The organism is Paracidovorax anthurii (assembly GCF_003269065.1).
Lineage (GTDB): Bacteria > Pseudomonadota > Gammaproteobacteria > Burkholderiales > Burkholderiaceae_C > Paracidovorax > Paracidovorax anthurii.
The window spans coordinates 49452-62864 of the sequence record NZ_QLTA01000033.1 but is presented as its reverse complement, the minus strand read 5'-3'; the positions used below and the strand labels follow the sequence as shown (position 1 = coordinate 62864).

At 72.8% G+C, this 13413-nt stretch carries 13 protein-coding genes and 1 pseudogene; 11 read left to right on the top strand and 3 right to left on the bottom strand.

Annotation, left to right across the window (positions count from 1 at the left end; translation table 11 throughout):
* Window positions 1-267, top strand: a pseudogene (locus AX018_RS24880) (IS4 family transposase); the annotation flags it as partial.
* Between the two features lie 42 nt (window positions 268-309).
* Here the strand turns inward: AX018_RS24880 and AX018_RS15835 are convergent.
* The 3 genes from AX018_RS15835 to AX018_RS15825 form a co-directional block, all read right to left on the bottom strand.
* A complete protein-coding gene (locus tag AX018_RS15835; RefSeq protein WP_111878995.1) occupies window positions 310-777 on the bottom strand; it encodes a MaoC family dehydratase in 468 nt (155 codons plus the stop codon).
* Window positions 778-928: 151 nt separating this feature from the next.
* Window positions 929-1549: a nucleotide-binding protein gene (locus tag AX018_RS15830; protein WP_111878992.1), complete on the bottom strand. Its 621-nt coding sequence runs from the start codon at window positions 1547-1549 to the stop codon at window positions 929-931.
* Window positions 1550-1689: 140 nt separating this feature from the next.
* Window positions 1690-2328 carry a LysE family transporter gene (locus AX018_RS15825; RefSeq protein WP_111878990.1) on the bottom strand — a complete coding sequence of 213 codons (639 nt, stop codon included), beginning with the start codon at window positions 2326-2328 and terminating at the stop codon, window positions 1690-1692.
* A 164-nt stretch (window positions 2329-2492) separates the two neighbouring features.
* Here AX018_RS15825 and kefC point away from each other — a divergent pair, with 164 nt between their 5' ends.
* From kefC to AX018_RS15770, 10 genes are all read left to right on the top strand, one after another.
* The gene (gene kefC, locus AX018_RS15820; RefSeq protein ID WP_111878988.1) at window positions 2493-4373 is read left to right on the top strand and encodes a glutathione-regulated potassium-efflux system protein KefC; all 1881 of its coding nucleotides are present in this window, start codon (window positions 2493-2495) and stop codon (window positions 4371-4373) included.
* A gap of 90 nt (window positions 4374-4463) precedes the next feature.
* On the top strand, window positions 4464-5384 hold the full coding sequence (locus tag AX018_RS15815) for a LysR family transcriptional regulator (RefSeq protein WP_111878986.1): 921 nt from the start codon (window positions 4464-4466) through the stop codon (window positions 5382-5384).
* A 142-nt stretch (window positions 5385-5526) separates the two neighbouring features.
* On the top strand, window positions 5527-6915 hold the full coding sequence (locus AX018_RS15810; RefSeq protein WP_111878984.1) for an SLC13 family permease: 1389 nt from the start codon (window positions 5527-5529) through the stop codon (window positions 6913-6915).
* A gap of 46 nt (window positions 6916-6961) precedes the next feature.
* Window positions 6962-8653, top strand: a complete 1692-nt coding sequence (mdcA, locus tag AX018_RS15805; RefSeq protein ID WP_111878981.1) for a malonate decarboxylase subunit alpha — start codon at window positions 6962-6964, stop codon at window positions 8651-8653.
* 281 nt (window positions 8654-8934) lie between these two features.
* On the top strand, window positions 8935-9267 hold the full coding sequence (gene mdcC / locus AX018_RS15795) for a malonate decarboxylase acyl carrier protein (protein WP_111878979.1): 333 nt from the start codon (window positions 8935-8937) through the stop codon (window positions 9265-9267).
* Window positions 9264-10163 (top strand): biotin-independent malonate decarboxylase subunit beta, encoded by a 900-nt coding sequence (locus AX018_RS15790; RefSeq protein WP_111878977.1) that lies wholly within the window; start codon window positions 9264-9266, stop codon window positions 10161-10163. The genes mdcC and AX018_RS15790 overlap by 4 nt, the downstream gene beginning before the upstream one ends.
* Before the next feature lie 20 nt (window positions 10164-10183).
* On the top strand, window positions 10184-10885 hold the full coding sequence (locus AX018_RS15785; RefSeq protein WP_111878975.1) for a biotin-independent malonate decarboxylase subunit gamma: 702 nt from the start codon (window positions 10184-10186) through the stop codon (window positions 10883-10885).
* 17 nt (window positions 10886-10902) lie between these two features.
* Window positions 10903-11592: a malonate decarboxylase holo-[acyl-carrier-protein] synthase gene (gene mdcG / locus AX018_RS15780; protein ID WP_111878972.1), complete on the top strand. Its 690-nt coding sequence runs from the start codon at window positions 10903-10905 to the stop codon at window positions 11590-11592.
* Window positions 11589-12461, top strand: a complete 873-nt coding sequence (mdcB, locus tag AX018_RS15775) for a triphosphoribosyl-dephospho-CoA synthase MdcB (protein WP_111878969.1) — start codon at window positions 11589-11591, stop codon at window positions 12459-12461. Before mdcG ends, mdcB begins: the two co-directional genes overlap by 4 nt.
* Window positions 12458-13366: an ACP S-malonyltransferase gene (locus AX018_RS15770; RefSeq protein WP_111878967.1), complete on the top strand. Its 909-nt coding sequence runs from the start codon at window positions 12458-12460 to the stop codon at window positions 13364-13366. Before mdcB ends, AX018_RS15770 begins: the two co-directional genes overlap by 4 nt.
* The last annotated feature ends 47 nt before the right edge of the window (window positions 13367-13413 follow it).

Sequence of the window (13413 nt, the reverse complement as noted above, 5' to 3'; positions counted from 1 at the left end):
CGCCGATGGATGCGTAAGATGGCTGAGCACGCGGGCGTGCAGCCTGTGCGCATCAGCTTCCATACGGCCCAGCATGCCATCGTCGGTCTGCTCAACTCGGCCAGCCTCGCCACACCGGGCACGCTGCCCCAACGGCTGGATCAGTTGCTGCAACAGGCCCACTACTTCGTCCTACCGCCACGGCGACCTGAGCGAACCTACCCGCGCGAGGTCAAAAACAGAGCGCACAAGTTCCCAACGAAAAAATGCCAGTCAGCTGTTAACTGACTGGCATTGCCCTGGCGGGCTTTTTTTCATCGCCGGGCCGGCTCAGGGCGCCGCGCCGTAGCTGCGGGTGAGCGATTCGGCCACGCAGGCGGGCTTGTCGGCGCCCTCGCGCTCGATGGTGGCCTGCCAGGTCATCTGCACGCCGTCGGGCGCGGCCGGCTCGCAGGCCAGCAGTGCGAGCCGCGCGCGCAGCCGGCTGCCCACCGGCACGGGGGACATGAAGCGCACGCGGTTGAGGCCGTAGTTGACGCCCATGCGCGCGCCCTCGATGGCGAAGGCCGATTCGAAGAAGCGCGGCAGCAGCGAGAGGGTGAGGAAGCCGTGCGCGATCGGCGCGCCGAACGGCCCCTGCGCCGCGCGCTCGGGATCGACGTGGATCCACTGTCGGTCGCCCGTGGCCTCGGCGAACTGGTTCACCTGCTCCTGCGTGACGGTGATCCATTCGGTGACGGCCACCTCGCTGCCAACGCAGGCGGCCAGTTCGGAATACGACTGGAAGGTCTTTTTCATTGCCAGCGCACCCCGGGATGAAAAGCGCGCCCCTGGGGTGAGGCCATGCGCGGCGAGGGAGCGTTGGGGCTTTTTGTCATGCTGCGCACTGTAGTGCGTGCAGCGCGCGGCGGATTGCCCCGCAGGCGACAGCCGGCGCGGCCGGGCCGCATCAGTCCTGGCCCAGCCACTCGCAGATGGGTTGCCACTGCTCCAGGTCGCGCGCGACGCGGCCGGGCGCCACGTCGAACAGCGACAGGCCCTGCGCGGCCAGGTGGATGTAGTTCTGCGTGTCGCGCAGCATGCCGAGCACGGGCAGGCCCAGGCCCTCGACGAATTCCTGCAGCTTGTCGGCCGCGATGGTGCGGGAGTCCACGCGCATGCCGACGATGCCGATGCGCGTGTGCGCCGCCTGCCGGTGGGCGGCCAGTTCGTCGAGGAAGCTGCGCGTGGCGAAGATGTCGAACACGCTGGGCTGCAGCGGCACGAGCACCTTGTCGGCCAGCTTGAGCACCTCCTTGAGGGGCGCGCCGTGCAGGCCCGCCGGGGTGTCGAGCACGGCATGGGTGGCATCGCGCGGCGGGCGCGGCGCCCCGCCAGCGGGCGTGTCCCAGTCGGCGATCGGCCGCGCGGCCGCCGGCCGCAGGCTGCGCCACAGCCGCGAGGACTGCTGGGGGTCCAGGTCTCCCAGCGCCACCGTGCGGCCCTGGCTCGCGAAATAGCCGGCCACGTTCATGGCGAGGGTGGACTTGCCGACGCCCCCCTTGGGGTTGGCCACTGCGATCACGGGCATGTGCGACTCCTCGGTTACGGAACTCGTTCAGGGATGGGTGCCGATGGTAGCGCCGCGCCGCCCGGGAATACAACTTTACGTCAAATCCCTTCCATGTCGCCGTCGAATCTACATAGTCAGCTATTAAAAATATAGCAATCTCAGGCGTGCTGGCCGCCGCGCTTGACGAAGAACAGTCCCGCGCCCACGGCCATGAGCAGGCCGCCGAACAGGCGGTTCTGGTTGCGCACGGCACGCTGACTCCTGAGCAGGCGCCGCAGCGCGCTCGCGCCGGCGGCATAGCCGTGCATCACCGTGAGGTCCACCGCCACCATGGTGGCGCCCATCACCAGCAGCTGCGTCCACAGGGGCCGGGACTCGGTGATGAACTGCGGCAGCACGGCCACCATGAAGATGATCCCCTTCGGGTTGGTGGCGTTGGTGAGGAAGCCCGTGGCGCAGCGCTTGCGCCAGGAGCCGGCCGGAGCGCTGGCGCCCTCCTGCAGCGGCGAGGCGCCGCCCGCGCGCCACTGGGTGAAACCGAGATAGATGAGGTAGCAGGCGCCCAGCACCTTCACGGCGCTGAACGCGGCCTCGGAGGCCAGCAGCAGCGAGCCCACGCCCGCCCCCGCGATCACCAGCACGAGCAGCAGGCCCAGTTGCAGCCCGAGGATGGTGGCGCCCGTGCGGCGCACGCCATAGGAGAGCCCGTGGCTCATGGACAGCACGGCGCCCGAGCCGGGCGAGAGGGCGATGAGGCAGGCGGCGGCCAGGAAGGCGAGCCAGGTGTGCAGGTCCATGGGATGCGGTGGAAAAAAACGAAAGGGAAGGGCCGGCCCCGCGCTGGCGCGCGGCGGGGCAGTGGACCGATCTTAACGGTGCACAATCGGCCACGCACCGCCCGCGCGCCGGGCCCATCCCCTGCCCCATCACCTCTATCGCCTCCACGCCCGCTGTCGCGCCCATGGCCCACGCCCCTTCCTGGCTCACCTACGGATTCCTCTACCTCGGCGCCGCCGTGCTGGCGGTGCCCATCGCGCGGGCGCTCGGGCTGGGCGCGATCATCGGCTACCTCGCGGCGGGCATCGCGATCGGCCCCTGGGGCTGGGGACTCGTGAGCAACGTGCAGGACATCCTGCACTTCGCGGAGTTCGGCGTGGTGCTGATGCTGTTCCTCGTGGGGCTGGAGTTGCAGCCCAGCCGGCTCTGGAGCCTGCGCCGCCCGATCTTCGGGCTGGGCAGCGCCCAGGTGCTGGGCTGCGCGGCCCTGCTGTGGGCGGTAGCCTGGGCCTGCGGCCTGCCGTGGCGCATCGCGCTGGTGGGGGCGCTGGGGCTGGCGCTCTCCTCCACGGCGATCGCGCTGCAGGTGCTGGGCGAGCGCAACCTGCTGCGCACCGACGGCGGGCAGAAGGCGTTCTCGATCCTGCTTTTCCAGGACGTGGCCGCGATCCCGATCCTCGCGCTGCTGCCGTTGCTGGCCGCAGGTGCCGAGGGGGCCGCGGGCACGGCCCAGCCGCATTCGGCCAGCGGGCTGGCGCTGGAGGCCGCCAAGATCGTCGGCGTGGTGGGCGGCATCGTGCTGGGCGGGCGCCTGCTGCTGCGGCCGCTGCTGCGCTGGATCGCCCGCAGCCGCACACCGGAGATCTTCACCGCCGCCGCGCTGCTGCTGGTGGTGGCCACCGCCATGCTGATGCTGGCCGTGGGGCTGTCGATGGCGCTGGGCGCCTTCCTGGCCGGCGTACTGCTGGCCGAGAGCGAATACCGCCGCGAGCTGGAGACCGACCTGGAGCCCTTCAAGGGCCTGCTGCTGGGCCTGTTCTTCATGGCCGTGGGCATGAGCATCGACTTCGGCGCGCTGCTGCGCTCGCCGTGGACCATGCTGGCGCTGCTCGTCGGCTTCCTCGCGGTCAAGGCGGCGGTCATCTACGCGCTGGCGCGCGCCACGCGCATGCCCTACCAGGAACGGCCCGTGTTCACGCTGCTGCTCGCGCAGGGCGGCGAATTCGCGTTCGTGGTGTTCCAGGCCGGCGCGACGGCAGGCGCCATCCCGGGCGAGACCGCCTCGCTGCTCATCGGCGCGGTGGCGCTGTCGATGCTGCTCGGCCCGCTGCTGCTCGCGGTGCTCGACCGTGCCCTGCTGCGCCGCTACGCGCGGCTGGACGGCCGGTCCCCGCCCGCCGCCCAGGAGATCACCGAGCCGCAGGAAGCGCCGGTCATCATCGCGGGCTTCGGCCGCTACGGGCAGATCGTGGCGCGCATGATGCTGGCCCAGGGCGTGCCGGCCACCGTGCTGGACCACAGCGTGGAGATGCTGGAGGTGGCCCACACCTTCGGCTACCGCGTGTTCTACGGCGATGCCACGCGGCTCGACCTGCTGCGCATCGCGGGCGCCGGACAGGCGCGCGTGCTGGTGGTGGCGGTGGACGACACCGAGCAGTCGCTCAAGATCGTGAAAACCGCGCGCAAGCATTTCCCGCAGCTGGAGATCGTGGCCCGCGCGCGCGACGTGACGCACTGGAACGCCCTGCGCGACCTGGGCGTGACGCGCGTGGAGCGCGAGGTATTCGAGTCCAGCCTCAAGACCGCGCGCACCGTGCTGGAGGTGATGGGCCTGCCCGCCGCCGAGGCCGGGGCGCTCGCCGACCGCTTCCGCGCGCACAACATCGCCCTGGTCGACCGCATGTACCCGCACCACAAGGACCGCGCCAAGATGATCGCCGTGGCCAAGCAGGGCCGCCAGCAGCTGGTGGAGCAGATGGCCAAGGAGCGGCAGGAACGCGCGGCCGCCCCGGTAGACGTGCCCCCCGCCGGCGAGGGCTCCGGGCCGCCGGCCGGCAGCGCCTGACCCGCAGCGCCAGGGCCGCCGGCGGCCCCGGCGGCAGCGCCGCGATACTGTGCTGCAATCGCGCCGTCTGGATTCCGATCGAGCCCCCGCATGGCCCTGCCCCAACGCCCCGATGACGAAATCACGCTGCGCAAGCTGCACATCCTGCTGGCCTTCCTGGAGACCGGCAACCTGGCGCGCGCCGCGGAGGGCCTGGACATCAGCGCGGTCAGCGTGCACCGCGCACTGCATTCGCTGGAGGACGCGCTGCGCTGCCGGCTCTTTCGCCACGAGGGGCGCAACCTGCACCCCACGGATGCCGCGCACCACCTGGCCGAGGTGGCGCGCGAACTGCTGGCCACGCTGGAGCGGGGCATCCGCGCCACGCGGGCCGTGGCCGGCTATGCCTCCGACCGGCTGCGCATCGGCTCGCTCTATTCGCTGACCAGCCGCGCGGTCCCGGCCATCGTGGTGGGCATCCAGACCCGCCTGCCCGAGATCCAGACCGAGCTGGTGCTGGGCTCCAACGCCGACCTGCTGCGCAAGCTGCGCGAGGGTGCCATCGACGCCGCGCTGATGGCCGCCCCCGGCGATGCGCCGGACGTCGAGTCCGAGCCGCTGTTCGAAGACGACATCCTCTTCGCCGCGCCCGTGGACTCGCCCTACCCGCCCGGCGAGCCCGTCGATCTGGCGGCTTGCCGCAGCGAGCGCTTCGTGAGCCTCACCGAGGGCTTCGCCACCTACCAGGGTTTCATGGAAACCTTCCGCATGGCCGGCTTCACGCCCGACGTGGTGATGCAGACCGGGGACATCTTCTCGCTGATGAACCTGGTGGGCGGCGGCGTGGGCTGCACCCTGCTGCCCGGACGGGTGCGCGGCGCCCTGCCGCCCCACGTGAAGCTCATACCGCTGCAGCCGCGCTACCGCATGCGCCAGGCCATCGCCCTGCACTTCCTGCGCACCCGCGAGCGCGACCCGAACCTGCTGGCCCTGCTGGCCGTGTGCCGCGGCACCAAGGCCGCGCTGGCCTGACCCGCGCCCGGATCGTTTCGGCCAGCGGAAGGATCGCGCGCCCCCTGGCATTGATCGGCCCGGGGCGGCCCCCTATCGTCTCCACCACAACAAACGGGGCGCCGCGAAACGGCGCACCCACCACGGCAGGAGACAAGGTTCCATGACTTCCCACTGGGTATCCATTTGCGTGCTCGCAGGCATGTTCGTCGTCGCCACGGTGCTGCCCATCAACATGGGCGTGATCGCGTTCGTCGGTGCATTCCTCGTGGGCACGCTGGCGGCCGGCATGAACGCCAAGGCCATCCTGGGCGGCTTTCCGGCCGACCTGTTCCTCACGCTGGTGGGCATCACCTACCTGTTCGCGCTGGCACAGAACAACGGCACCATCGACTGGCTGGTGCGGCTGGCGGTGCGCGCGGTGCGCGGGCGCATCGCGGCCATTCCGTGGATCATGTTCCTCATCGCCGCGGCGCTCACGTCGGTGGGTGCCGTGAGCCCGGCGGCCGTGGCCATCATCGCGCCCATCGCGCTGGGCTTCGCGGCGCGCTACCGCATCAACCCGCTGCTCATGGGCCTGATGGTGATCCACGGCGCGCAAGGCGGCGGCTTCTCGCCCATCAGCATCTACGGCGGCATCACGAACAAGATCGTGGCCAAGGCCGGCCTGCCGCTCAACGAGGTCGCCACGATGGCGGCGAGCTTCGCGGTGAACCTGGCCGTGGCGCTGCTGCTGTTCTGCCTGATGGGCGGCATGCGGCTGATGCGGCAGCGGGCCGGCGCGGAGGGCGCGGACGCGGCGTTCGGGCTGCATCCGGTGGCCCACGGCCAGGGCGGCGCCCAGGCCTATGGCGATGCCGAGGGCGAATCGCTGAGCGAGGAGCGCCGCACCGCCGCCCGGCCGGGCGGCGCCGGCGATTCGCTGATGGACGCGGCCCCCGCCGCCCCCGGGGCGCAGGGCGCGCGCTGGTACCAGGCCGCCACCGTGCTCGGGCTGCTCACGCTGGCCGTGCTCACGCTGTTCTTCCGGCAGGACATCGGCTTCGTCTCGATCACCATCGGCCTGCTGCTCACGCTCATGGCGCCCCAGTTGCAGAAACGCGCGCTGGGCCAGGTGTCGTGGCCCGAGATCATGCTCATCGTGGGCGTGAGCACCTACGTGGGCGTGATGGAGAAGATGGGCACCATCGACTTCGTGGGCCACAGCGTCGCGGGGCTCACCTCGCCGCTGATGGCCGCGCTGCTGCTGTGCTTCGTGGGCGCCGTGGTGTCGGCCTTCGCCTCGTCCACCGCCGTGCTGGGCTCGCTGATCCCGCTGGCCGTGCCCTTCCTGCAGGGCGACGGCGGCGTGGGGGCGGTCGGCTTCATCGCGGCCATGGCCGTGTCCTCCACCATCGTCGACGTGAGCCCCTTCTCGACCAACGGCGCGCTGGTGCTGGCCAATGCGCGCGGCATCGACCGCGACGTGTTCTTCCGCCAGCTCATGGTCTATGGCGCCGCCGTCACGCTCATCGCCCCCGTGGCGGTGTGGCTGCTGTTCGTGGTGCTGTAGCGCCCTGCCCGCCGGCCTTCTTCCTCCACCTTTTCATTCCACAGCCATGAACCCCAGAGACTGGAACACCCGCGCCAACGACCGCGCCGCCCGGCTCGCGCGGGCCGAGCGCGCGCTGGCCGAGCGGGGCACGCCGCTGGCGGGCAAGCGGGTCGATGCGGCGGCCATCGGCACGCTGCTCGAAGCCGTGCTCGAACCCGGCGACCGCGTCTGCCTCGAAGGCAACAACCAGAAGCAGGCCGACTTCCTGGCCGACGCGCTGGTGGCGCTCGACCCCGCGCGCGTGCACCACCTGCACATGGTGCAGTCGGTGCTGGCGCTGCCGCAGCACCTGGACGTGTTCGAGAACGGCATCGCCTCGAAGCTCGACTTCAGCTTCTCGGGCCCGCAGGGCGCGCGCATCGCGCGGCTGGCCTCGGCCGGGCGCATCGAGATCGGCGCCATCCACACCTACCTGGAGCTGTTCTCGCGCTACTTCATCGACCTCACGCCCCGGGTGGCGCTGATCGCGGCGCAGGCGGCCGATGCCGAGGGCAACCTCTACACCGGGCCCAACACCGAGGACACTCCCGCCATCGTCGAGGCCACGGCCTTCTCGGGCGGCATCGTCATCGCACAGGTCAACGAGATGGTCGATGGCCGCAGCACCCCGCTGCCGCGCGTGGACATCCCGGCCGGCTGGGTGAGCTTCGTGGTGCAGGCGCCGCGCCCGCACTTCATCGAGCCGCTGTTCACGCGCGATCCGGCGCAGATCAGCGAGATCCAGGTGCTGATGGCGATGATGGCCATCAAGGGCATCTATGCCGGCTACGGCGTGCAGCGGCTGAACCACGGCATCGGCTTCGACACCGCCGCCATCGAACTGCTGCTGCCCACCTACGGCGAATCGCTGGGCCTGAAGGGCAAGATCGCCCGGCACTGGGCGCTCAACCCACACCCGGCGCTGATCCCGGCCATCGAGGCGGGCTGGGTGGAATCGGTGCACTCCTTCGGCTCCGAGCTGGGCATGGAGGACTACATCCGCGCGCGCTCCGACGTGTTCTTCACCGGCCCCGACGGCAGCCTGCGCAGCCACCGCGCGTTCTGCCAGGCCGCCGGCCACTATGCCTGCGACCTGTTCATCGGCTCCACGCTGCAGATCGACCTGCACGGCAACAGCTCCACCGCCACGCTGGGCCGGATCGCCGGCTTCGGCGGCGCGCCCAACATGGGCGCCGACGCGCGCGGGCGCCGGCACGCCAGCGCCGCCTGGCTGCAGGCCGGGCGCGAGGCGCGCGCGGGCCGCAGCGGTGCGGCCGGCACACCGCGCGGGCAAAAACTCGTGGTGCAGATGGTGGAGACCTTCCGCGAGCACATGCAGCCCGCCTTCGTCGAGCGGCTCGACGCCTGGACGCTGCAGGAGCAGACCGGCATGGACCTGCCCCCCATCATGATCTACGGCGAGGACGTGACCCACATCCTCACCGAGGAAGGCATCGCCAACCTGCTGCTGTGCCGCACCGACGAGGAACGCGAGCAGGCCATCCGCGGCGTGGCCGGCTACACCGCCGTGGGCCTGGCGCGCGACAGGCGCGCGGTGGAGAACCTGCGCGACCGCGGCGTGATCCGCCGCCCGCAGGACCTGGGCATCGACCCGCGCGAGGCCACGCGCAACCTGCTGGCCGCGCGCAGCATGCGCGACCTCGTGCGCGCCTCGGGCGGGCTCTACCAGCCGCCCCGGCGCTTCCGCAACTGGTAAGAACGTGTTCAATGTCTTTTTCGAGTCGCGCAAGTGTGTTTTCGGGAGGGGATGCAAGGCGCGGTGTGCCGCCGATAGCTCGGCTATCGGCAAACGCCGCAACGCCGCAGACCGCCCGAAAAGGCACTTGCCCTTCGGGTGGGAGCGCAATCGGGCGATTGGACGCCCCGGCTGCTTGCATGGGCGCGAGCCCATGCGGCGCATCCGAAGCATCCACTCATCCCGATTGCGCTCCGACGCGATCTCCAAAAAGGCATTGAACACGTTCTAAGGAGCCAAGAATGAGCGACATCCCCGCAGGGCTCGAAACCCTCGAATTCTCTTTCTCCGGCGGCCGGCCGGCCGGCGCCTTCCCGCCGGTGCTGGTCGGCGTGGTCGGCTCGGGCAACCTCGAAGTGCTGCTCGAAACGGCCGAGGGCGCCGGCTGCGCCGTGCGCGTGGAAACCTCGGCGCGCGGCTTCGGCCCCATCTGGCAGGCGGTGCTGGACGACTTCCACGCGCGCCACCCGCTGGCCGGCGTGCGCCTGTCGATCAACGACATGGGCGCCACGCCCGCCGTGGTGGGCCTGCGGCTCGACCAGGCCGTGGCCGCCCTGCCGGGAGCGCGGACATGAGCCTGAGCTACGCGGAATGCAGCGCGCGCGAGCGCCTGGCGCACCTGCTCGATGCCGGCAGCTTCCATGAATGGCTGCCGCCGGCCGAGCGCCTGACCAGCCCACACCTGGCGCAGCTGGGCGTGCCCTCGGCCTTCGACGACGGCGTGGCCATCGGCCGCGCCACGCTGGCGGGGCAGCCCGTCTTCGTGGCCGCGCAGGAGGGTGAATTCATGGGCGGCGGCGTGGGCGAGGTGCACGGCGCCAAGCTCACGGGCCTGCTGCGGCGCGCGCTGCGCGACCGGCCCGCGGCCGTGCTGCTGCTGGCCGAGTCGGGCGGGGTGCGGCTGCACGAGGCCAACGCGGGCCTGATCGCCGTCTCGGAGGTGATGCGCGCCGTGCTGGATGCGCGGGCCGCCGGCATTCCAGTGATCGTGCTCATCGGCGGCGCCAACGGCTGCTTCGGCGGCATGGGCATCGTGGCGCGCTGCGCCGACCACGTGGTGATGAGCGACGTGGGCCGGCTCGCCATGTCGGGCCCCGAGGTGATCGAGGCCTCGCACGGCGTGGAGGAATACGACGCGCGCGACCGCGCCCTGGTCTGGCGCACCAGCGGCGGCAAGCACCGCTGGCTCACGGGCGACTGCGATGCGCTGGTCGAAGACGACGTGGCGGCTTTCCGCGCCGCCGCCATCGACGCCCTGCGCGCCCCCGGCGGCGGGGCCCGGCCCGTGACGCTGCAGGCCCTGGAGGCCGAGCACGCGCTGCTGGCCGCGCGCATGGCCGCCCTGGAGCACCTGCCGGACGGCGCCCCGGCCGACGAGGCCACCGCGCTCTGGCAAGCCCTGGGCGTGGCCGATGCCGCCCGCGTGCCCGACCTGGACGTGGCCGCCGTGCAGGCGCTGCGCCCCGCCTGACGACCGAACGAGGAGCCCCCATGCAATGGAACACCCTGGCCGAACAGCTCTTCGGCCCCGGCCACGGCATCACGGCCGATGGCGACCTGCTCTCGGGCACGCCTGATTTCGACGGCCAGCCGCTGGCCGTGATCGGCACCACGAACCACGCGCCCATCGGCGTGCGGCTGGCGCTGGCACAGGCCCGCGTGGTGCTCGACACCGTGGCCCGCCATCCGGGCTGGCCCATCCTGCTGCTCATCGACACGCAGGGCCAGCAACTGCGCCGGCGCGACGAGCTGCTGGGCATCAACCGCGCCATGGCGCACCTGGGAATGGCCATCGACCTCGCGCGGCGGCACGGCCACCGCGTGCTCGGGCTGGTCTATGACCAGGCGCTCTCGGGCGGCTTCATCACCTCGGGGCTGATCGCCGACGCCTGCGATGCGCTGCCCGAGGCCGAGATCCGCGTGATGCGCATTCCCGCGATGGCCCGCGTGACCAAGCTGCCCGAGGCGATGCTCTCGGAGTTGTCGCAATCCAACCCCGTGTTCGCGCCCGGCGTGGACAACTACGTGGCCATGGGCGGCGTGCGCTCGCTCTGGCGGGGCGACCTGCCCACCGCGCTGCGCGAGGCCCTGGCGCAGGCCCCCACCGAGGACACGCGCGCCCGTGACGGCGCCGCGCGTGGCGGCCGCCGGCTGGCCGCCGCCGTGGCGCAGCGCGTGCTGGACGCCGCCTGAACGGGCCCTGCCGCGCCATGCCGCCCGCCGCCGTGCCCCTGCAGCGCCACCAGCTGGCCTATCTGTCCGACGCCGGCTGGCAGCGCCAGCTCGCCGCCGGCGGGGACGGTGCCATGCACGATTGCCTGGCCTACTGGTCCGCCCAGCGTCTGCCGCTCGTCGTGGCCACCCAGCCGCCCAGGCCCGCCGGCACCCTCGCGCTGGGGTTGCCCGCGCCCGGCCGCTGGGGCCGGTGCCGCCTGGCGCTGCGGGTCGCGCGCACGGAAATCCTGTATTTCGACGCGTTCCCGCCCGCGCCGCGCGCCCGGCCCCTGCTGCCGGCCGGCTCCCGTGCCGCCTGGGACCGGCTGTGCGGCGCGCTCGCCGACAGCGGCGCGCCCGCCCGCATCTACGGCAGCCACGGCTGGCAGCTCATCACCGGGCTGGACCACCTGCGCCCCGGCTCCGATGCCGACCTGTGCATCGCCGTGTCCGGCCCCGCGCAGGCCGATGCGGTGGCCGAGCGGCTGCGGGCCTTCCCCGAGGCGCCGCTGCGGCTCGACGGGGAAATCATGTTCCCCGACGGCGCCGCCGTGGCCTGGCGCGAATGGAGCGCCTGGCGCGCGGGGCGCACCGCGTCCGTGCTGGTCAAGCGCATCGGCGGGGCGCACATCGCGCACGGGGCGTTCTGGCCCGTGCGGGAAACCGCCGCGGAGGCCGCGCCATGAGCGCCGCCGCGCGGTGGCACGCGCCCTCGCCCGCGCAGGCCTGCCCTGCGCCGCAGGCCATCGGCCGCGCCGCCACGCTCGCGCTCTACGACGAGCTGGCCCTCTCGCCCAAGCCCGGGCTGGTCACGCTCACCGACAACGGCAGCCACGCCGACATGGACGCGCGCACCTTCCTGCGCAGCCTGTTCGCGCTGCGCGGCTACTTCGTGCGCATCGCCGCGCTGGGCCACGCGGGCGAGGCCTTCCCCGCGCTGGAGCGCTGCGGCATCGAGGCCGAGGCCCGCATGGCGGCGGCCACGGGCGGCGTGAACACCCACCGGGGCGCGATCTTCACGCTGGGCCTGCTGTGCGCGGCGGCCGGGGCCCTGGCGCGCGACGGCGCGCCCCTGCGGCCCGAGGCCCTGCGCGCCACGCTGCGCGAGCGCTGGGGCGCAGCGCTGGCGGCGCGCGCACAGCGAGCACCGCGGCTGCCGGGCGGCATCGCCGCGCGCCGCCATGGCCTGCGCGGCGCGGCGCAGGAGGCGGCGCTCGGCTTTCCCGTGCTGTTCGACACCGCCGTGCCCGCGCTGCGCGCCGCGCGGGCCCGCGGGCTCGGCGCCCAGCCCGCGCGGCTGGACACGCTGTTCGCCGTGATGGCCGTGCTGGACGACAGCAACCTCGTCCACCGGGGCGGCCTGCAGGGCCTGCGCCATGCCCAGGCCTGCGCGCGCGACTTCCTGGCCGCTGGCGGCGCGGCACGGCCCGGCGGGCTGGAGGCGGCGCAGGCCATCGGCCGCGATTTCGTCGCACGCCGGCTCTCGCCCGGCGGCGCGGCCGACCTGCTGGCCGCCGCCTGCTGGATCGAGCGCATCACGACGCCCGCGCGATGAGCTATGCCCTCGTGTTCTCCGGCCAGGGCCTGCAGCACCCCGGCATGCTGCCCTGGCTGGCCGACGACGGGCTGACCCGCGCGGTGAACCACCGGCTCGGCGTGCCCGGCTGGCGCGATGCACTGCACCAGGAAGACTGGGCCGCGCGCAACACCCATGCCCAGGTGCTGCTGACCGGGCTGGCCCTGGCCGCCTGGGAGCAGCTGGCCCCCCGGCTGCCCGCGCCCGCCGCCGTGGCCGGCTACAGCGTGGGCGAGCTGGCCGCCTTCAGCGCCGCCGGCCTGTTCGATGCGGCCACGGCCCTGTCGCTGGCCCAGGCCCGCGCGGAAGCGATGGACCGCTGCGCGGCCGGGCACCCCGGCGGCCTGCTGGGTGTGAGCCACCTGGCGCCCGCCGCGCTCAACGCGCTGCTGCGGGCCACCGGACTGGCGGTGGCGATCCGCAACGCACCGGACAGCGTGGTACTCGGCGGCCCTCCGCCCGCGCTGGAACAGGCCGAGGCACTGGCCGTACAGCAGGGCGGCCGCTGCACGCGCCTGCGCGTGGGCCTGGCCTCGCACACGCCCGCCCTGCAACCCGCCGCCGAGGCCTTCCGGCAGGTGCTGGAAGACGTGCCCTTCGCCCGCCCGCGCACCGCGCTGTTCAGCAATGCGGCCGACCGCATCGCCACCGCGGCGCAGGCCCGGGACGCGCTGGCCGCGCAGATCGCCCGCACCGTGCGCTGGGACGAGTGCATGGAGAACCTGCAGGCGCGCGGGGTGCGCTGCGTGCTGGAGGTGGGCCCGGGCCAGGCGCTCGCCCGGATGTGGAACACCCGCCACCCCGGCACGCCCGCCCGCGCGTGCGACGAATTCCGCAGCGCCGACTCCGTGGCCGCCTGGGTCGCGGGCCACCTGGGCGGCTGACCTGGGCGGCTGACCTGGGCGGCTGACCTGGGCGGCTGACCTGGGCG